The organism is Duganella sp. GW821-FHT07F09 (genome assembly GCF_059418705.1).
Genome location: NZ_JBWKQJ010000004.1, coordinates 630778 through 650771, shown reverse-complemented (window position 1 = coordinate 650771; position 19994 = coordinate 630778). Strand labels below are relative to the sequence as shown.

Annotated in this window: 19 protein-coding genes; 5 read left to right on the top strand and 14 right to left on the bottom strand. The window is 64.3% G+C overall.

The genetic code is table 11. The features are described from left to right. Positions 1–127: 127 nt before the first annotated feature. Positions 128–2434 carry an ATP-dependent Clp protease ATP-binding subunit ClpA gene (clpA, locus tag AC07P1_RS14300; RefSeq protein WP_315220997.1) on the bottom strand — a complete coding sequence of 769 codons (2307 nt, stop codon included), beginning with the start codon at positions 2432–2434 and terminating at the stop codon, positions 128–130. Continuing rightward, positions 2431–2733 carry an ATP-dependent Clp protease adapter ClpS gene (gene clpS, locus AC07P1_RS14295; protein ID WP_090315375.1) on the bottom strand — a complete coding sequence of 101 codons (303 nt, stop codon included), beginning with the start codon at positions 2731–2733 and terminating at the stop codon, positions 2431–2433. The genes clpA and clpS overlap by 4 nt, the downstream gene beginning before the upstream one ends. Positions 2734–3057: 324 nt before the next feature. Between clpS and cspE the strand changes: the two genes are divergently transcribed. Continuing rightward, positions 3058–3261, top strand: coding sequence for a transcription antiterminator/RNA stability regulator CspE (cspE, locus tag AC07P1_RS14290; protein WP_010395943.1), 204 nt, complete (start codon positions 3058–3060; stop codon positions 3259–3261). A gap of 120 nt (positions 3262–3381) precedes the next feature. Then, positions 3382–5205, top strand: a complete 1824-nt coding sequence (locus AC07P1_RS14285) for a serine hydrolase domain-containing protein (RefSeq protein ID WP_494696421.1) — start codon at positions 3382–3384, stop codon at positions 5203–5205. Between the two features lie 158 nt (positions 5206–5363). Here the strand turns inward: AC07P1_RS14285 and icd are convergent, their stop codons facing one another. After that, the gene (gene icd / locus AC07P1_RS14280; RefSeq protein ID WP_494696420.1) at positions 5364–6623 is read right to left on the bottom strand and encodes an NADP-dependent isocitrate dehydrogenase; all 1260 of its coding nucleotides are present in this window, start codon (positions 6621–6623) and stop codon (positions 5364–5366) included. A 210-nt stretch (positions 6624–6833) separates the two neighbouring features. Between icd and AC07P1_RS14275 the strand changes: the two genes are divergently transcribed. Beyond that, positions 6834–7397 carry a pseudouridine synthase gene (locus tag AC07P1_RS14275; protein ID WP_494696419.1) on the top strand — a complete coding sequence of 188 codons (564 nt, stop codon included), beginning with the start codon at positions 6834–6836 and terminating at the stop codon, positions 7395–7397. A gap of 89 nt (positions 7398–7486) precedes the next feature. Then, complete coding sequence (locus AC07P1_RS14270) at positions 7487–8656, top strand: acyltransferase family protein (RefSeq protein WP_494696418.1); 1170 nt, start codon at positions 7487–7489, stop codon at positions 8654–8656. Between the two features lie 165 nt (positions 8657–8821). Here the strand turns inward: AC07P1_RS14270 and rpsT are convergent, their stop codons facing one another. Beyond that, on the bottom strand, positions 8822–9088 hold the full coding sequence (rpsT, locus tag AC07P1_RS14265; RefSeq protein ID WP_090315381.1) for a 30S ribosomal protein S20: 267 nt from the start codon (positions 9086–9088) through the stop codon (positions 8822–8824). A 192-nt stretch (positions 9089–9280) separates the two neighbouring features. On the opposite strand from rpsT, the gene murJ reads away from it, so the two are divergent. Beyond that, entirely contained in the window at positions 9281–10825 is a 1545-nt protein-coding gene (gene murJ, locus AC07P1_RS14260; RefSeq protein WP_494696417.1) for a murein biosynthesis integral membrane protein MurJ, read from the top strand. Between the two features lie 58 nt (positions 10826–10883). Here murJ and AC07P1_RS14255 read toward each other — a convergent pair whose 3' ends face one another. The 10 genes from AC07P1_RS14255 to AC07P1_RS14210 are packed head-to-tail and all read right to left on the bottom strand — an operon-like array spanning position 10884 to position 19965. Next, positions 10884–11603 (bottom strand): type II secretion system protein, encoded by a 720-nt coding sequence (locus AC07P1_RS14255; RefSeq protein WP_494696416.1) that lies wholly within the window; start codon positions 11601–11603, stop codon positions 10884–10886. Next, the gene (locus tag AC07P1_RS14250; protein ID WP_494696415.1) at positions 11603–11983 is read right to left on the bottom strand and encodes a type II secretion system protein; all 381 of its coding nucleotides are present in this window, start codon (positions 11981–11983) and stop codon (positions 11603–11605) included. The genes AC07P1_RS14255 and AC07P1_RS14250 overlap by 1 nt, the downstream gene beginning before the upstream one ends. Then, a complete protein-coding gene (locus AC07P1_RS14245) occupies positions 11977–12450 on the bottom strand; it encodes a type II secretion system protein (protein WP_494696414.1) in 474 nt (157 codons plus the stop codon). The genes AC07P1_RS14250 and AC07P1_RS14245 overlap by 7 nt, the downstream gene beginning before the upstream one ends. Positions 12451–12463: 13 nt before the next feature. Further along, entirely contained in the window at positions 12464–14500 is a 2037-nt protein-coding gene (locus AC07P1_RS14240) for a secretin GspD/PilQ domain-containing protein (protein WP_494696413.1), read from the bottom strand. Next, a complete protein-coding gene (locus AC07P1_RS14235) occupies positions 14500–15057 on the bottom strand; it encodes a hypothetical protein (RefSeq protein WP_494696412.1) in 558 nt (185 codons plus the stop codon). The genes AC07P1_RS14240 and AC07P1_RS14235 overlap by 1 nt, the downstream gene beginning before the upstream one ends. Beyond that, entirely contained in the window at positions 15054–15626 is a 573-nt protein-coding gene (locus AC07P1_RS14230; RefSeq protein WP_494696411.1) for a hypothetical protein, read from the bottom strand. Before AC07P1_RS14230 ends, AC07P1_RS14235 begins: the two co-directional genes overlap by 4 nt. Then, positions 15611–16180, bottom strand: a complete 570-nt coding sequence (locus AC07P1_RS14225) for a PilN domain-containing protein (RefSeq protein ID WP_494696410.1) — start codon at positions 16178–16180, stop codon at positions 15611–15613. Before AC07P1_RS14225 ends, AC07P1_RS14230 begins: the two co-directional genes overlap by 16 nt. Then, the gene (locus AC07P1_RS14220) at positions 16177–17055 is read right to left on the bottom strand and encodes a hypothetical protein (RefSeq protein ID WP_494696409.1); all 879 of its coding nucleotides are present in this window, start codon (positions 17053–17055) and stop codon (positions 16177–16179) included. Before AC07P1_RS14220 ends, AC07P1_RS14225 begins: the two co-directional genes overlap by 4 nt. Beyond that, positions 17048–18772, bottom strand: a complete 1725-nt coding sequence (locus AC07P1_RS14215) for a GspE/PulE family protein (protein ID WP_494696408.1) — start codon at positions 18770–18772, stop codon at positions 17048–17050. The genes AC07P1_RS14220 and AC07P1_RS14215 overlap by 8 nt, the downstream gene beginning before the upstream one ends. Then, on the bottom strand, positions 18769–19965 hold the full coding sequence (locus AC07P1_RS14210) for a type II secretion system F family protein (RefSeq protein WP_494696407.1): 1197 nt from the start codon (positions 19963–19965) through the stop codon (positions 18769–18771). Before AC07P1_RS14210 ends, AC07P1_RS14215 begins: the two co-directional genes overlap by 4 nt. Between the last annotated feature and the right edge of the window lie 29 nt (positions 19966–19994).

Genomic DNA, 19994 nt, shown 5'->3' with positions numbered 1-19994 from the left:
CCGAGCAAAGAAAAAGTGCCCCGGCACGGCTTCGGCGATGCGCACGCGCCCCGCCTGGCGGTACTGGTTCGCGGACGTAAAAAAACCCGCCACACTCGCGTGGGCGGGTTCGTTGCCAAGCCAGTATTTAGTCGACTTCGACGGTCTCCGGCGGCGTCGTCGGCGCGGCGTCCGGCGGTTCCGGGAACTCCAGCTTGACGACATCCTTCTCGTCCAGATCGACGGTCACGCGGCCACCGGTCACCAGACGGCCGAACAGCAGCTCGTCGGCCAGCGCCTTGCGGATCATGTCCTGGATCAGGCGCGACATCGGCCGTGCGCCCATCAGCGGATCGAAACCCTTCTTCGCGAGGAACTTGCGCAGTTTCTCGGTGAAGATCGCTTCGACCTTCTTCTCGTGCAGCTGCTCTTCCAGCTGCATCAGGAACTTGTCCACCACGCGCAGGATGATTTCCTCGTCCAGCGCGCGGAAGCTGATGGTTGCGTCGATACGGTTGCGGAACTCCGGCGTGAACATGCGCTTGATGTCGGCCATCTCGTCGCCCGCCTGCTTGGAATTCGTAAAGCCGATCGACGACTTCTGCAAGCTCTCGGCGCCCGCGTTGGTGGTCATGATGATGATCACGTTGCGGAAGTCGGCCTTGCGTCCGTTGTTGTCGGTCAACGTGCCATGGTCCATCACCTGCAGCAGGATGTTGAAAATGTCCGGATGGGCTTTTTCAATCTCATCGAGCAGCAGCACCGCGTGCGGCTTCTTGGTGATGGCTTCGGTCAGCAACCCGCCCTGGTCGAAACCGACGTAACCCGGCGGCGCGCCGATCAGGCGCGACACGGCGTGGCGCTCCATGTACTCGGACATGTCGAAACGAATCAGCTCGATGCCCAGGATGAAGGCCAGCTGCTTCGCCACCTCGGTCTTGCCGACGCCGGTGGGACCGGAGAACAGGAAGGAGCCGATCGGTTTGTCGGTCTTGCCCAGACCGGCGCGCGCCATCTTGATCGCCGACGCCAGCGCTTCGATCGCAGGATCCTGGCCGAACACCACGTTGCGCAAATCGCGGTCGATGGTCTGCAGCTTGCTGCGGTCGTCCTGGTTGACGGTCTGCGGCGGGATACGGGCGATCTTGGCGATGATGTCCTCGATCTCGGTCTTGCCGATGGTTTTCTTCTGCTTCGACTTCGGCAGGATGCGCTGCGCTGCACCGGCCTCGTCGATGACGTCGATCGCCTTGTCGGGCAGATGGCGGTCGTTGATGAAGCGCGCGGCCAGTTCGGCGGCGGTCGACAGCGCCGACGACGAATACTTGACGCCATGATGCTCTTCGAAGCGCGACTTCAGGCCGCGCAGGATCTGCACGGTCTGCTCGACGGTCGGCTCGTTGACGTCCACTTTCTGGAAGCGGCGGCTCAACGCGTGGTCCTTCTCGAACACGCCACGGAATTCCGTGTAGGTGGTCGCGCCGATGCACTTCAGCTGGCCGTTGGCCAACGCCGGCTTCAGCAGGTTCGATGCGTCCAGCGTGCCGCCCGAGGCGGAACCGGCGCCGATGATGGTGTGGATCTCGTCGATGAACAGGATGCCGTTCGGGTTGTCCTTCAATTGCTTCAAGACAGCCTTGAGGCGCTGTTCGAAGTCACCGCGATACTTGGTGCCGGCCAGCAGCGCGCCCATGTCGAGCGAGTACACGACGGCGTTTTGCAGGATCTCCGGCACGTCGCTTTGCGTGATGCGGTAGGCCAGGCCTTCGGCGATGGCGGTCTTGCCGACGCCGGCCTCGCCGACCAGCAGCGGATTGTTCTTGCGGCGGCGGCACAGGATCTGGATCACGCGGTCGACTTCGTCCTCGCGGCCGATCAGCGGATCGATCTTGCCCTCGGCGGCGGACTTGTTCAGGTTTTGGGTGAACTGGTCCAGCGGGCTTTCCTTGGTCTGGCCTTCGCCGCCCGGAGCGCCCTCTTCCACGCCTTCGGATGCCTTGGCGGCATCGGTCTGCTGGTCCTTGCGCACGCCGTGCGAAATGAAGTTGACCACGTCCAGACGCGTCACGCCCTGCTGGTGCAGGTAGTAGACCGCGTGCGAGTCCTTCTCGCCGAAGATCGCCACCAGCACGTTGGCGCCGGTCACTTCCTTCTTGCCATTGGACGCCGACTGCACGTGCATGATGGCGCGCTGGATCACGCGTTGGAAACCGAGCGTCGGCTGGGTATCGACCTCACCGGTGCCGGGCACGGTCGGCGTGTTATCGCCGATGAAATTGGTCAGGGTTTTGCGCAGATCTTCAATGTTGACGGCGCATGCGCGCAACACTTCGGCAGCCGAAGGGTTGTCCAGCAAGGCCAGCAGCAAGTGCTCCACCGTGATGAATTCGTGCCGGGCCTGTCGCGCTTCGACAAACGCCATGTGCAAACTTACTTCTAATTCCTGCGCAATCATACTTCCTCCATCACGCACTGCAGGGGATGACCTGCCTTGCGCGCATGCGTTAAAACGAACTCCACTTTGGTACAGGCTATATCTTTAGAGAACACGCCGCACACTCCTTTGCCGTAGCGATGAACACTGAGCATTATTTGCGTGGCTGTTTCACGGTCTTTGTTGAAATACTCCTGGATGATAGCGACTACAAACTCCATCGGTGTGTAGTCATCGTTGAGCAACGCCACCTGGTACAAAGGTGGCGGCTTCAGCGCTTGCCGCTCCAAAAGGGTTTCGGTGTCATGCTTGGTTGCCATACGCTTATATTCTAATGCTTTCGGGGTTGATGCAATGTGCATTTCACTATACACATTCAATTGTTTTCCATCTTACGCGTTTTCTTAACATGGCGCAGATGGCGACCCATTTGTTAAAATCAAGAGTTGCTTTTTCGCTAAGCAGATCAAAAGTAGCAAAATGCATACAAATCTGCTTGACTTTAAAAATCTGTCCGCTAACAATGCGTTATCGGCTTCGTGCAGAAATGTACATGTTGATAAGAAGTGAGGCGTGAGGAGGGGGCAAGAAGCTTCTTGCTTTTATGGCTCGTGTGATCCGTTTTAATTTTGAAAGTTCTTTTTATGGCAACAGGTACAGTTAAGTGGTTCAATGATTCCAAAGGTTTTGGCTTCATCACTCCAGATGACGGCGGCGAGGATTTGTTCGCTCACTTCTCCGCAATCAACATGAACGGTTTCAAGACCCTCAAAGAAGGTCAAAAAGTTCAATTCGAAGTCACGCAAGGCCCTAAAGGCAAGCAAGCTTCCAACATCCAAGCTGCCTAAGTTACACGGCACCAGATGTGAAAAACCCCGTCTGCGGGGTTTTTTTTCGTCCGTCGGTCGCCCCCGGCCCTGGATAGCCAAACGAAAGTGTTGTAGAAGTCCGACGTTCCCCTCTCCCCTATGACTCATCTGATAACGCTGGTGGCGGCCACCCTGATTGTCCTGGCGACGCCGATGTCCGGCTTTGGCTCGCCGTCGCTGGCGACCGAAATACAACGCACCTTGCAGCAAGAACAGCTGACCGGCGCCGTCTGGGTCGCCGTCACGCCCGAGGGCGGCGCGGCCACCGGCGCGGCCGGACTGGCCAACGCCGACAGCGGCGCGCCGATGCGCGCCGACCACCGGGTGCAGGTCGGCTCCGTCGCCAAGGTCGCGCTGGCGGCCGGGGTGCTGCGCCTGATCACCGAGGGCAAGCTCTCGCTCGACACGCCGGTCGCCACCTTGCTGCCGGCGTTATCGTTCACCAATCCGTGGCAAGACACCGATCCGATCCGCGTGCGGCACTTGCTCTCGCACACGGCCGGGTTGGAGAACTTCCGGCTGTGGCACATCTTCAGCCTGGCGGCGCGGGCCGACACACCGCTCGGCGCCGCCTTCGCCGACGCGCCGTCCGATGCGGCGCTGCTGACCGTGCAAGCGCGGCCGGGCAGCCGCTTCGCCTATTCCAACATCGGCTACGCGCTGCTGGGCATGGTCATCGAAGCGGTCGGCGGCCAGCGCTACGACCGCTACCTGGACGCGCACCTGCTGCAACCGTTGGGCATGCGCGACAGCACGTTCGGCTTCGTCACACAAACCGGGCCGGAGGCGGACCCGGGCCTGGCGATGGGCCATTTCGAACGCGGCGTCACACAGGCCGCCGTGCGCAGCTACCTGTCCCCGGCCGACCGGCTCACCACCACCGCCGCCGACATGGCGCGCTTCGCCGTTTTTCTCATGGGTGACGGCGGCATCGACGGCCGCCCCTTCATCGACCCGAGGCTGATGGCGCAGCTGGGCACGCCGAGCGGCACCGAAGCCGTGCGGGCGGGCCTGACGACCGGCCACGGCCACGCCTTGGTCGGACGCGACCGTCACGGCCAGCTCGGCTACTGCCATCCCGGCACCACGGTCGGCTTCAACGCCATGTTGTGCGTGTACCCGGCGCAGCGCAAGGCGTTCTTCGTCGCCATGAATACGGACAGCGAAACGGCGGACTACGACCGCTTCAACAAGTTGCTGAGCGACGCGCTGCATCTCCAGCCCGCCGCGCCAGCGGTGCAGCCCGGCGCTCCGGCCGCCGACATCGCCGACTGGCTCGGGATTTATGTGCCGGCGATGCATAGAGTCAGCAATCTGGCCTGGACCGACATCGTATTTAACTTCATGCGGGTGGAGCGGGAGGATGACGTTGTGCGGCTGACGCCGTTCCAGGGCAAGCCGAGCGTGCTGACGCCGACCGGCGGCCACTTGTTCACTCAGGACGGGCGCCTGGGCAACACGCACGTGATGCTGATCGGCGACGACGGCCAGCGCATCGTCAGCGACGGCATCCGCAACTATGCCAAGGCGGACATGGTGCGGTTCATCGGGCTATGGGCCAGCCTGGCGATAGGCCTGCTGGGGCTGGCCTACATTGTGACTATCGGTTGCTGGCGGCTGCTGCGCAGGCGGCTGCGGACGCGCGATCCGCTGTTCGCGCCGTTGATGGGCGTGTTCGCGCTGGCGCTGCCGGCGCCGCTGTTTTACATGCAGTCGTTCATGCGGATGGGGGAATTGACGGTGGCCAGCGGGATGCTGGCGGTGGTGACGGCGGTGTTGCCGCTGACGTTGGCGGCGGGGCTGGCGATGCAGTGGCGCGGTGGGCAACGGCACGTCGGAGATACGCTGGCGCTGATCGCCAGCCTGCAATGCATGCTGGTGCTGGCCGCGTGGGGCATGCTGCCGTTCATGCTCTGGAAGTAGCTCACGGCCACGGTATGAAACCACATCTAAAACACGTAGGGCGGATTAGCGTAGCGTAATCGGCCATGGTTGAGCCGCCGACGGCGCATCCATGGCCGATTACGGCGTTCCGCCTAATCCGCCCTACGTATCTCCGTGACAAATCACACGGCGCAAACTTAGTCCTGCATCTGCTCGATCATGACCTCGCCGAAGCCGGAGCACGATACCTGCGTCGCGCCTTCCATCAAGCGCGCGAAGTCGTACGTGACCTTCTTCGAGTCGATGGCTTTTTCCATCGACTTGATGATCAGATCGGCCGCCTCGGTCCAGCCCATGTGACGCAGCATCATCTCCGCCGACAGAATCAGCGAACCCGGATTCACATAATCCTTGCCTGCATACTTGGGCGCGGTGCCGTGCGTCGCTTCGAACATCGCCACCGAGTCCGACAGGTTGGCGCCCGGCGCGATGCCGATGCCGCCCACCTGGGCCGCCAGCGCGTCGGAGATGTAGTCGCCGTTCAGGTTCAACGTGGCGATGACGCTGTATTCCGCCGGACGCAACAAAATCTGCTGCAGGAAGGCGTCGGCGATCGAATCCTTGATCGTGATGTCGCGCCCGGTCTTCGGATTCTTGACCTTGCACCATGGGCCGCCGTCGATCAGCTCCGCGCCGAATTCCTTCAGCGCCAGCTCGTAGGCCCAGTCACGGAAGCCACCCTCGGTGTACTTCATGATGTTGCCCTTGTGGACGATAGTCACCGATGGCTTGTCGTTGTCGATCGCGTACTGGATCGCCTTGCGCACCAGGCGCTGCGTGCCTTCGATCGATACCGGCTTGATGCCCAGGCCCGACGTTTCCGGGAAGCGGATCTTGGTCACGCCCATTTCCTTGACCAGGAAGTCGAGCAATTTCTTGGCACCTTCCGAACCCTGCTGGTATTCGATACCGGCGTAGATGTCTTCCGAGTTCTCGCGGAAGATGACCATGTTGGTTTTCTCGGGCTCTTTGACCGGCGACGGCACGCCGGTGAAGTAACGCACCGGACGCAGGCAGACGTACAGGTCCAGCTGCTGGCGCAGCGCGACGTTGAGCGAGCGGATGCCGCCGCCGACCGGCGTCGTCAGCGGACCCTTGATCGATACCACGTAATCCTTCACCGCGGCCAGGGTCTCCTCCGGCAGCCACACGTCGGGGCCGTACACGGTGGTCGACTTTTCGCCGGCGAAAATTTCCATCCAGTTGATCTTGCGCTTGCCGCCGTAGGACTTGGCCACCGCCGCGTCGACCACCTTGAGCATGACCGGGGTAATGTCCGCGCCGGTGCCATCGCCCTCGATGTAGGGAACGATCGGGTTATCTGGTACATTCAGGGAAAAATCGGCGTTGACGGTGATTTTCTGGCCGTCGGCAGGTACTTTGATATGTTGGTACATCGTGTTCTCCGAAATGGACGCTCGGCAAGCGGCATACAATACAGCTACCGGGGCAAGGATTCTTTGTTTTATTGCCAAGTTAGTACAAATACCTAGGTCTTCTATAAGACATAAGACAGGCGTTTTGCATTATGCACCAGTATTTTAGTGGGCGCCACGATTTTACGACACCGGCCTTTAAGCCTACACCAATTCCATCATCACACAAGCATGCCCCTCATTCTATTTAATAAACCTTTCCAGGTGCTGTGCCAGTTCTCGCCGCAGGACGACAAGGCCACCCTGGCCGACTATTTAAAGATCCCCAACATCTACCCCGCCGGCCGTCTCGACGCCGACAGCGAGGGCTTGATGCTGCTGACCGACGACGGCAAGCTGCAGCACCAGATCGCCCATCCGGACCACAAGGAGGCCAAGGTATATCTGGTGCAGGTCGAAGGCGTGGCCGACGCCGACAGCCTGACCAAATTGCAGGCGCCGATCGATCTGGGCGATTTCGTCACCAAGCCATGCAAGGCGGTGCGGATCGCCGAGCCGGAGTGGCTGTGGCCGCGCACTCCGCCGATCCGCGAGCGCGCGGGGCAGCCGACCAGCTGGCTGGCGATTACTTTGCAGGAGGGGAAGAACCGCCAGGTCCGGCGCATGACGGCGGCGGTCGGCTTGCCGACCTTGCGGCTGGTGCGCAGCGCCATCGGCGCCATCTCGCTGGCGACCCATCCGCTGATGCCGGGCGAATCGATGCCGGTGCGGCCAGACGAGCTAAGTAACGGCTGAGCGAAACGAACGGCTGGAATGATGCAAAAGTGCTATGCTATCGAAGCGGAAGGTTGCGCCTTCCACAACCATAGTCAATAGGCAATTAAATGAATAACCACTCCGCCCTGGCCACAGGGCAAAACCAGGGCAATCTGCCTTGGCTGGACGGCTTGCGCGGGCTCGCTTCCATCTGGGTTTTGCTTTCCCACATTCAAATTCTGACCGGCCTGCGCGACATCCCGCTGTTGTCATGGGGCGAGCTCGCCGTCGACCTGTTCATGCTGCTGTCCGGTTTCTTGATGGCGCATAACTATATCGCCCGCAAGCAGACAGAACCCTGGGAATCGGCGCGCACCATCGGACAATTCTGGGTGCGCCGCTTCTTCCGCATCGCGCCGCTGTACTACGTCGTGCTGGTGGTGGCGCTGGTGGCCGGTCCGCAAATGGGTCATTTCCGCGAGGCCATCGCGCAGGTGTGGCCGTCGACGGCCACCGCGCCGGAACGCTATCTGGACCAAAGCCTGACCAACATCGTCATGCACGTGAGTTTCCTGTTCGGGTTCTCGCCGACCTATGCGTTCCGCACCGCCTTGCCGGACTGGTCGATCGGACTGGAAATGCAGTTCTACCTGTTCTTCCCGTTCATCATGATCGTCATGTCGCGCCTGTCGCCGATCATCGCCAGCGGCCTGCTGATCGGCGTGTGCCTGGCCATCCGCCTGTTCTTCCGCGATTACTTCCACTCCTTCCCGATGCCGGCCTTCCTCGCCATCAAGTTCTACGTCTTCCTGATCGGCATGTGGATCGCCCAGGCGCGCGCCGAACGCACCATGCATCTCGGCTTCCTGGCCGGCGTCGGCCTGGCGCTGATGTGGCTCTTCCTCGAACGCAACCAGGTTGCCGTGGCGCGCGTGGTCCTGGTCATCGGCATGTTCTACCTGATGAATAACGGCACCCTCCCCGGCAGCAAAGCGCTGGCCGGCGCCACCATCGGCCTGCGCAAGCTGCTGTCCAACCGTATCGCCATGTTCCTCGGCGAAACCTCGTACAGCGTCTACCTCGTGCATTTGCTCATCGTGCTGCCCGTGGGCGGCCTGCTGGCGCGCCAGGCCGCCTATGTGGCACTGCCAAGCGTGGTGCGCTTCGGCATCGTCATCGCGATCGCCCTGCCGATCAGCTATGCGATCGGATGGCTGCTGTTCAATTCGGTGGAAAAGAAGGGCATACAGATGGGCAAACAAGTACTGCTGCGTTTCAAGCCGAAGCTGGCCGCCTGAGTCTTCAGGGCTCCCCTCGCATCCGCCGGCCGGGCCCGGCGGATGTCACCGCCCCCCCCCCCCTTTACCGGTCATCAAGCAATTCAACTTTCCGCGCCACAAGCGAAAAAACCCGCGCCGACCGAAGTCAGCGCGGGTTTCTGCTTGTACTCCCGACGAGGGGAATTAAGCGGACAGTGCCTTCAGGGCAGCTGCCAGACGGCTCTTATGACGAGCTGCCTTGTTTTTGTGGATGATCTTCTTGTCGGCGATGCTGTCGATTTTCGACACGGACGATTGGAAGATTGCGGTCGCAGCAGCTTTGTCGCCGCCCTGGATCGCTTTGCGAACCGCTTTGATAGCGGTGCGCAGGGTCGAACGCTGGGACGAGTTGTGAGCGTTTTGCTTGACTGCTTGACGAGCACGTTTGCGCGCTTGTGCGGTATTTGCCATGGAATTTCCTAAATCAGGGTAAAGGTGCGTTTGCAAACATTATTGTTTGTCAAACAGGTGCGTTCAGTAGCGTCTGCCGAACCATGTGAGTCAAACTACTGCCTGCCAAACATTAGTGTCTGCGTAACAGAATTCTGTACAGCCTGCGATTATAGCGATCTTTTTCGACGGGAGCAACTATAATCATGCCCCATGAACTTGCTTAAAACTCTAGCCGCCCTGAGCAGCATGACCATGCTGTCCCGTATCACCGGATTGTTGCGCGAAATCCTCATCGCCCGGGCCTTCGGCGCCGGCGGCATGACCGATGCGTACAACGTCGCCTTCCGCATCCCCAACCTGTTGCGCCGGCTGTTCGCCGAGGGGGCGTTCTCGCAAGCGTTCGTGCCCATTTTATCCGAATACAAGAACAAGCAGACCGAGCAAGCCACCAGGAACCTGGCGGACCACGTCGGCACCACCCTGGTCTGGGCCACGGTCGTCATCAGCGGGCTGGGCATCATCGGCGCCCCGCTGCTGTTGATGCTGGTCGCCGGCGGCCTGCAACCCGACGATTTCGACGCCGCCGTGTGGATGACGCGCCTGATGTTCCCCTACATCGCCTTCATGTCGTTCGTGGCGCTGGCCGGCGGCATATTAAACACCTGGAGCCAGTTCAAGATCCCGGCCTTCACGCCGGTGCTGCTCAATATCGCCTCCATCCTGGCGTCGCTGTTCCTGCAGCAGCACCTGGAGCGGCCCATCTACGCAATGGCGATCGCGGTCTTCGTCGGCGGCCTGCTGCAGGTGGCGATCCAGATCCCGGCGCTGCTGAAGATCCGCATGCTGCCGCGCATCTCGCTCAATCCGCTGTCGGGACTGCGCGACGAGGGCGTGCGCCGCGTGCTCAAGAAAATGGGGCCGGCAGTGTTCGCCGTCGCCGCCGCGCAAATCAGCCTGCTGATCAATACCAGCATCGCCTCCAACCTGGCCGAGGGCAGCATCTCCTTCCTGACCTACGCCGACCGCCTGATGGAGTTCCCGACCGCCATGCTGGGCGTGGCCCTGGGCACCATTTTGCTGCCCAGCCTGTCCAAGGCAAACGTCGGCGGCGACACCGAGGAATACTCATCACTGCTCGATTGGGGCTTGCGGCTGACCTTTTTGCTGGCGATGCCCGCCGCCGTGGGCTTGGCCACCTTGGCCGTGCCGCTGATTTCCACCCTGTTCCAGAACGGCGCATTCACGGCGGCGGCGGCGCACGCGTCGGCCGAGCCGCTGATCGCCTACAGCGTCGGCCTGCTCGGCATCATCCTGGTCAAGATCCTCGCGCCGGCCTTCTTCGCGCGGCAGGACATCCGCACGCCGGTACGCATCGCGGTCGGCGTGCTGGTCGCCACCCAGTTGATGAACATGATTTTTGTCCCGCACCTGGCGGTGGCGGGCCTGGCGCTGTCGATCAGCCTGGGCGCCTGCCTGAACGCGGGCTTGCTGTTCACCGGCCTGCGCCGGCGTGGCATCTACACACCCAAGCCCGGCTGGCTGCTGTTTTTCTGCAAGCTGGTGGTCGCCTGCGCGCTGATGGGCGCCACGGCGTGGTACAGCGCGGCGCAGGTCGATTGGACAGGGATGGCGCATCAGACGCTGTTGCGCATCGGCGCGCTGGTTGTGGTCATCGGCGCGTCCGCGCTGGTGTATTTCGGTGCGCTGATGGCGATGGGGTTCCGGTTCCGGGATTTCAAACGCACGGCGCGTTAGTCGGAGCCGCGGACGGAGCGTGCATGGCGGATTACGCTTCGCTAATCCGCCCTACGTGTTATGACGGCTTGTTTTGGTCCTGTGGCTCCGGCTGGGCGGGCTGGGGCGGCGGTTCCGGCTCGGGTTCCGGCGCCGGTTTTTCTTCTTCCGGTGGCGGCGGGGTCGGTTCCGGCTCGGGCGGTGGTGGTGGTGGCGCGGGCGCGACCGGCGCCGGCGGAATCGGGATAACCGGGCTGCCCGGCAAAGGCGTGCCGGGTTTCACTTCCACCGCGCCGGGTTGCGCACCCTGCCCCGGTACCGGCAGCGTGCCGCCGGTCGCCGCGAAGCGCCACTCAGAGATCTTCTGCTTGCCGGCCAGCCCCTGGAAGCGCTGCGGAAAATTGCCTATCTTGACCGGCTTCGCGTCCGACAAACTGTACACCGCCAGCACGCCGACCTTGTCGCCCAGGTAGGTGATGCCCCATTCCGCCTTGCCCGTCATCGGATCGACAAACACCTTGCGCAGATGCCGCCGCACGGTCGGAAAGCGCGGGTCCTTGAGCAGCTCCTTCAATGACGGCGGCTGCGGCGGAAAACCGGCCGGCGTGGCGTTGGCATAGCTTTGCAGCGCGTCGCTGAAGGCGGCGCCGATGTCGAGCAGTTCCTGCTCCGCCCTGCTCCGCTGCAGCACCGATCCCAGTTTCAACGCCGATGCCGACACCAGCCCGATGATCGCCACCAGGATGATCAGGCTCAGATAGGTGAAGCCGCCGTCGCGGCGCTTGCGCGGCCGCCGCATCACCAGTCGGCGTAAGGCTTGCCGCTACGGTCGTTGCCGGGGGCGCCGCTCTTGATGTTGTAGACGCCGCCCTTGGCGCCGTCCTCCGGCGGAATGATGACCCACGTGGTTTCACTGTCGGTGATCGGATCGACCGGCAGCGCGCGCAGATATTTTTTCTCGACCAGCTGCTCCAGCGAGTCGGGATAGCGGCCCGTGTCGCCGTAGTACTGGTCGATCACATTGCGCACATTGCGCAGGTTATCGGCCAACACCACCTCCTTCGATTTGTCGATGCTGGGGAAGTAGCGCGGCACCGCGAGCGTCAGCATCAAGGCGACGATGCCCAGCACCACCAGCAACTCGATCAGCGTAAAACCTTTGGTCTTCATGGTCACCATTTATTGTACGGAACGCCATTCAGGCCGCTCTTCTCGCTCGTGCTGAAAACATCGTAGACATCCTCGCCCTCCCTCGGTTGGTCCGCTTCGCTGGCGTAACTGCGCTTGCCCCACGATTGCGACTCGCTCAGCGAAGTATCGGGATTGAACGGGTCGCGCGGCACGCGACGTAGAAAGTAGATCTTCGCCTGCTTGGGGTTTTGCAGATCCGGCACGCCTTCGACCAGCAGCTCCAGCGTCTTCGGATAGCCGGTCGAGGCCAGCGACTTGGTGATGCGGCCCTGGTCGTAGGCCAGCTTGTAGGCGTCGATGCCCTGGCGGATTTGATGCAGCGCCTCGCGCAGCTCCTGCTCCTGGCGGCGCTGCACCACCACCTGCGCGGTCGGTATCACCAGTACGCTGAGCAGGCCGAGGATGGTCAGCGTCACCAGCAACTCGATCAGCGTGAAACCGCGCGCGCGCATCATGCCCACCCTGGCGTCACTGCTGCGGTGACGGCGAAATCTCGACCGCCGGCTGCACCGGTTGCGGCTGCACCCCTTGCGTCGGCGGCAGCGGCGCCGGCTGGCCCGTCGACAGCGGCATTGCCTGCACCGGCGGCGGCAGGATGGCCTGCGTGGTCGCGCCTTGCGCCTCGGCCGGCGCCGGTGTCGGCACGCTGGCCGGATTGTTCTGCGCCGGCGGCGCCGCTGGCGCCGACAATGCGCCCGGCGGCGCCGGCAACTGCACCGGCGTGCGCACGGTCAGGTCCGGACGGCGGCGGAAGCTCGCCTCCGTGCCGGCCGAGAATTCGGAGGCGCTGGCCTCCGGACGCTGCACATTGCGAATCAAACGCGGCGTGATCGACAGCACGATCTCGGTCTTCTGGTTGTCGTCACGCTTGCTGCCGAACAGACGTCCGACGATCGGCAAATCGCCGGCGCCGGGCAGCTTGCTGGCGGTGCCGCGCTCCTCGTTGTTGATCAAGCCCGCCAGCACCTGGTTCTCGCCATCCTTGAGTTGCAGCATGGTGCTGGCCTGGCGCGTGCCGATCTGGTAGGCGGTGCCGCCGTTGCGGGTGGTGATGGTGTTGGTCAGGTTGCTCACCTCCAGTTGCACGCGGATCGCCACCTCGTTGTTCAGGTAGATGGTCGGTTCGACGTTCAGCGTCAGGCCCACATCGACATAGGTGACGTTGTCGCTGGCGAAACCGCCGATGCCCGACGATACCGTCGCCGTGATCACCGGCAGCTTGTCGCCGATGACGATCTTGGCCTTTTCCTTGTTGCGCACGCGGATCCGCGGATTGGCCAGCAGGTTGGAATCGGTGTCGGTCTTATTGGCGTTGATGGCGGCCGATATGCCGGTGACGCCGATGGTGTCCGAATTCAAACCCCGCAAATCGCGCACCGTGATGCCGGTGCCGCCGGCGGTCGACAGCGGCGTCAATCCCACGCTGGTCGGCCACTCGACACCGAGGTTCATCAGGGTACCGCGCTTGACCTCCAGGATCTCCACCTCCAGCATCACCTCCGCCTCCGGCGCGTCCTGCACCGCGATCAGGCGTTCGGCCAGGCGGATCGCCTCCGGGTTGTCGCGCACGATCAGCAGATTGAGTTTTTCGTCGACCACCACGTCGCGCGACTTCAGGATGGTCTTGAGGGTGTTGGCCACCAGCTTCGCCTCGGCGTTCGCCAGGAAGAAGGTCTTGACCGTCATCTCCTGGTATTCCTTCAGCTTGGCCGCCACGTTCGGGTAGATCAGGATCGTGTTGGCGTCCATGACCTGCTGCTCCAGCTGATTGGTCAGCAGCAGAAAGTAGATCGCCGATTCGACGGTGCTGTTCTTCAGCATGACGGTGGTGCGCTGGTCGGTCTTGACGTCCTTGTCGAACACGAAGTTCAGGCCGGAGCGGCGCGCGATCACCTCGAACACCTGCTTGAGCGGGGCGTCGCGGAACTCGATCGTGATGGGTTGCTTGTACGACTTCGACAGGCCCGACTCCACCACCGGCTGCGCGCTTTTCTCGGTCACCTCGAGCAGCAGCAGCCGCGCCTTCTCGTTCGACGGCGTCTCGGTCAGCAGCGCGTTCAGGCGCAGCTTGGCCAGATCGTATTCCTTCTTGTTCACGTGCTCGATGGCGGCGGCCAGCAGCTTGTCCTGGCGGCTGTCGCGCTCTATCGCGCGCAGGCCGCTGCGCGCGCGTTCGTTCATCTGGTCCATGCCGAGGACGCGGCGGAAGCCCTGCTCCGCCAGATCGGGACGGCCTTCCGCCAGCTGGCGCTCGGACTGTTCGAGCAGGCGCTGGACGGTGCGGTCGCGCGCCACCAGATAGGCGGTGCGGTACTCGGCGTTGCCCGGTTCGGCCCTGACGGCCTCCTGGTACTTGAGCAGGCCCGCCTCCACCTGGTCCTTGGCGACCAGCTGGTTGGCTTCGCGGAAGGCCATTTGCCCGGCGCAGCCGCTCACGCCGACGACGATCGCCAGCATGGCGGGCAGCGCGGCGCGGCGGCGCCATGTGTTCAGATGACTAGCCATCAGTCGAATGCTCCAATATTAATCTGTTGTACCTGATTCAAAGGCAGATAGGTCACGGTCATCAACGGCGGCGCGATCCGGTCGACGCGGTAGGCGCCCTCGATCACGGTCTTGTTGCGCACCACATAGGTCTTGTCGCCGCGCGCCAGGTAAACTTCCCACTGGCCGTCGGCGACGGCTTTGCCGAAGTAATTGAAAGGAACCGGCGGCGCCATCGGCGGCGGTGGCGGCGCGTTCGATTGCGATTGCGGCGGCGGCGGTGGCGGCGGATTCCAGTTCTGGCCCAGGAACACCCCCTCGCCCGCGCCGAAGCCGGCGTCGGCCGAGTCGCCGACCAGCGTGGCGCGCGGCACCAGCCGCAGGATCATCGCGTCCGCCGCCTTACCGTCCTTGTCGGCGCGCTCGGCCGGCGCCGGCACGGATGACACCGCGCCCGGCGCCCTGGCGGGGCGCGCGACCGGCTCGGCGATGTCCGACGACGGCGTGTTGTCGCCAAAAACCACCAGCGCGGCGGCGCCGACCAGCGCCACCCCCATCGCGATGTGATAAGGCTTCATGGTTCGCCGTCCTTGAGGTACAAGGTGAAGCGCAGGCGCGCCTCCACCGTCGCATCGGCGATGGTGTCGCGGCGGAAGCCGATTTCGTCGAGCGAGGCAAACGGCATCTCGCGCAAACCCTGCATGGCGAACTGCCAGATGGCCTGGTACGGCCCCTTGACCGGCAGGATGATCTGGTAGGTGCTCACGCGGCTGGCCTTGTCGTAGGCCGACTTGTACTCGCCCTGGCTCAGCACCAGATTGGATTTCGCGGCCAGGTCGAACAGCACCTTGACCTGCTGTTCCGCGTAGCGCTTCTCGCCCAGCACCTGATAAAAGTCGGCCAGGTTCTGGTTGGCCGATGGCGGCGGCGGCGCGGTCACCAGCGAGGACGGCGCCGGCAACGGCCGCGCCATCACCCGCGCCTGCGCCGCGCGCTGCGGCAGCAGCCACGCCCACGCCGCCACGCCGGCCACGCACAAGGCAATGGCCACGCAGGCCGGCGCGCCAAGGCGCAGCAAGGCCAGACGGGCGCGCAGCGCCAGCGCCCGCGCGTTCACGGCGTTCATGGTGCTCAACGGGTTATCCATGTGGCCTCCAACTGGAAGCGCAAGGGCCGCAACGGGTCCTGGTCGTTGATCTCGTGGCGCGTCAGCACCACGCCACTAAAGGTTTCCTGCTGTTTGAGTTCCGCCACGTAGTCCACCATATCGTCGCTGGTCTTGGTCTCGGCGGTGATCTTGAGCACCTGCTTGCGCGGGTCCGGCTCCATCGCCACCAGCGCCACATTGCGCGGCGTGGCGGCGGCCACGGCGTCCTGCAATTCTCGCCATGGCAGGTTCAATTGCATGATGGCGCCGTTGACGAAGGCAGCCTGCCCTTCGGGTATCACCACCCGCGCCACCTCCACCGGCCGCGCCGACATGGCGGCCGCGCGTTGCTGGATATGGCGCAGCTGCTGTTCGCGCTCACGCTTTTGCTCGACCAGCTTCCAGCCACCGAAGGCAGCGCCCGCGCACAACAGCAGTCCGGCGGCGCCCAGCGCCAGCAGCGCCGGATGCGTGTGGAACAGGGTGCGGCGCAGGCTGCGCGGCGCGAAGTCGATGTGCATCGCGTTGTGCCTTGCTTTCTTATGCATGCTCATGCCAGGCTCCCGCCGCGCGCCAGCAGCGCCGCCATCGACAGCCCGGCGCCGCCGGCCTGCTGCGCCTGATCGAGCGCCTCGCACGGAATCTGCGCGGCGTTGCCGTTGCCGGCGGAGCGCGTCCACGCGGCGGCGCTGGCCGGGCTGGCCGATGCCGCCCCGCACAGCTGCAGCAGTTCGGGCGGCGGCATATCGAGCAGCAGCGCCTCGCGCTTCAAGGTCTGCGCCAGCCATGCCGGATCGGCTCCGGGCGGCACCGGCAGCGCGCGGATCGCCCGCATCGCTTGCCCGCCTTTGCCCTTCCCGGCGCTGGCGTCGATCGCGGCCAGCGTCAGCAGATTGTCGTGCAGCAGGCCAAACCAGGCACCCTGCTTCATGCCGCGCCGCCAACGGTTCCAGGCGCTGACGAAATGCGGTTCGACGCCGACGATGGACAGTTTGAATTCCCGCGCCACCAGCTCCAGCACGGCCAGCAGCGCGCGCGGCATGGCGGCGGCGAAGAACGGCTCGGCCGCGTTCCAGTCGGCCGATATCCTCCAGGCCGACGGCGCCTCGCCGTACAGCGACTGGAAGCGCAGGCCGGCCGCCGCCTCCATGTCGTCCAGGCGGGTGGCGCCGGGTGGCGGCGTGACGCGCCACATGCGCGTCAATTCGTCGGCCAGCACGATGCTGGTGGGCCAGCCGCCCACGTCCTGTTCGCCCAGCAGCGCGCGCAAGGCGTTGGCGATGGCGTCGAACGGATGCGCGGCCGACGGCGCGAACGCGTGTTCCGCCAGCACGGTGAAGGGCTCTCCGCGCCAGCGGCTCACGCGCACCAGGCTGACCGCGTGGCCGGCCACGCCGATGCGCAGCGATTGTCCGATGGTTCTACGCATGCAAGGTCACCCGTTTGATTTCGGCCAGGGTGGTGCCGCCACGCTTGACCAGTTCCAGCGCGGCCTGGCGCAGGCTGCGCGTGCCGTTTTCGTAGGCCGCCTGTTTGATCTGGCGGATCGGCCGCTTGTCGACGATCAGCTCGCGAATCTCGTCGTTCAAGGTCAGGATCTCGGCGATCGAGCGGCGCCCCTTGTAGCCGGTGCCACGGCAGTCGCCGCAGCCCGGCCCCTGCATGAAGCGGTAATCATGGACATCGACGCGGCGCAGGCCGACGCTGGCCAGTTCATGGTCGTCCGGCATGTATTCCACCGCGCAGTGCGGACAGTTGATGCGCACCAGACGCTGCGCCCAGATGCCGTTCAGCGCCGAGACGAAGGCGTACGGATCGATGCCCATGTGGGTAAAGCGGCCGAACACGTCGAACACGTTATTGGCGTGCACGGTGGTGAGCACCAGGTGGCCCGTCAGCGCCGACTGCACGGCGATTTCCGCCGTCTCGCGGTCGCGGATCTCTCCCACCATGATCTTGTCCGGATCGTGGCGCAGGATCGAGCGCAGTCCCTTGGCGAAGGTCAGGCCCTTCTTCTCGTTGACGGGAATCTGCAGGATGCCCGGCAGCTGGTACTCGACCGGGTCCTCGATGGTGATGATCTTCTCGCGGCCGTTGTGGATCTCGGTCAGCGCCGCATACAGGGTGGTGGTCTTGCCCGAGCCGGTCGGCCCGGTCACCAGCAGCATGCCGTAGGCCTCCTGCGCCAGCACGCGCAAGGTCGCCAGCGACGGCGCGTCGAAGCCCAGCGCCTCCAGGGTCAGCGAGCCGTAGGCCTCGATCATGGCGCGCTTGTCGAGGATACGGATGACGGCGTCCTCGCCGTGGATGCTCGGCATGATGGAGACGCGCAGATCGATCTCGCGGCCGTTGGCCTCGACCCGGAAGCTGCCGTCCTGCGGCACGCGGCGCTCGGCGATATCGAGTTCGGCCAGCACCTTCAGGCGCGAGATGATTTGTTCGGCCACCTCGATGCCGTTGACGGCGGTGGCGTGATCGAGCACGCCGTCGACCCGGTACTTGACGGCCAGGCCGCCGGAGGTGCTCTCCAGGTGGATGTCGGAGGCGCCGGCCTTGAGCGCGTCGTACAAGGTGGAGTTCACCAGGCGGACCGCCGGACTGGCCGCCTCCGACACCGACGCGAACGACAGCACGGCGGCGGTCTTGCCGTCGCGCCGGCCTTCGCTGGCGCCGGGCAGCAGCGAGTCGGTGGCGCGCGCCGATTCCTCCTGCTTCGACAGGTAGGCCTGGATGTCTGCCTGCAGCGCCAGGCGCACCGGCAGCGGCGCGTGCGGCGTGGCGCGCGCCTGCGTGCCGAGCCAGGTTTGCAAATCGAGGTCGAACGGATCGGCGATGACGCCGACCACCACGCCGTCGAAGCCGCGCAGCAGCACGCAGTGGCGCGCCATCGCCTGCGACAGCGGCAGCAGGTCGAAGGCCGGCACGAAGGCCAGCATGTCGACCGTCTCGAGCACCGTCATGCCGAACGGCTGCGCCAGCGCCCGCACCACCAGGCGCGGCTCCATGCCGCTGAGCGCTTCGAGCTCCTCGACCAGCGTGCGTTTCGATTGCTGGCGCAGATGGCGCGCGCGCGCCACCAGCGCGGTGTCAAGCGCCGGCACGGGGGAACCCGCTCCGGTATCGACGAGGTTGGCCTGGGCCGTCATGACATGTCTCCGGCCAGATCAAAGATCGGCATGTAAAGCAGCACCACGATGGCGCCGACGATCAGGCCGATGGCGGCCATCAGCAGCGGTTCGAAGGTGCGGGTGAAGCGGTCGATCCAGCGGGTGATCTCGCCGTCGTAGAAGGCCGCCGACTGCGTCAGCATCGGCCCCATGTCGCCGGTGCGCTCGCCCACGCGCAGCATGCGCAGCGAGATCGGCGTGGTCAGCTGGTTGGCCTCGAAGGCGGTCGACAGCGGCAGGCCGGCCTCGATGGCCGCGCGCGCCGCCTGCAGGTTCTGGCGGATGCCGGCCGAGACCATGCCCTGCACCGTCTCGATGGCGTGCACGATGGTGATGCCGCCCTCGCTGAGCATGCCCAGGGTCAGGTACAGCCGCGACAATTCATAGATGCGCACGCGCTCGCCGATGCCCGGCAGCCGGCTCAGCAGGCGGACGATGCCGCCGCTGCCCATCAGGTGGCGCACCGTCAGCACCAGCGCCGCCAGCGCCGCCGCGATGCCGCCCAACATCAGCGTGGTGTGCTGGCTGGCGAACTGGCCCCAGTTGAGCATCTGCTGCGACAGCCACGGCAGGTCGCGCCCGGCGCCCTGGTAGACCTCGGCGAAGCGCGGCACCACGTAGCCGATCAAAAACAGGCTGACGCCGCCGCCGACCAGCAGCAGGATGCACGGGTAGATGGCGGCCGACACCAGCTTGCCGCGCACCAGGTCGATGCGCTGCTGGTAGTCGATGAAGCGCGACAGCGAACGCGGCAGGTCGGAGGTGCCCTCGGCCGCCTTGACGATGCCGATGTAGAGCGGCGGGAACAGTTCCGGCTGCTCGGCCAGCACGGCCGAGAAGCGCTGGCCCTCGCGCAGGCCGGCCAGCAGCCGCTCGAGCACGCCGCGCGTGGCCGGATTGGCCTCTTTTTCCAGCAGCGCCTCGAGCCCCTCGACGATGCCCAGGCCGGCCGTCAGCAGCGCCAGCAACTCCTGGCTGAACAACACCAGCGAAAGCGCCGGACGCCTGCCGGCGCGTCCGCCACCGGTCAGGCCGCCGCGCGCCGGCGCGATGGCGCTGACGAACAGTCCGCGCGCCTCGACCTGGCGGCGCGCGTCGGCCTCATCGCGGCCATCGATGAGCAGATGGGAGATGACCATATCGGCCGACAAGGTGCGGACATCGAACTGCATGACGAATGCGGCTTTCGTTGACGGTGGGG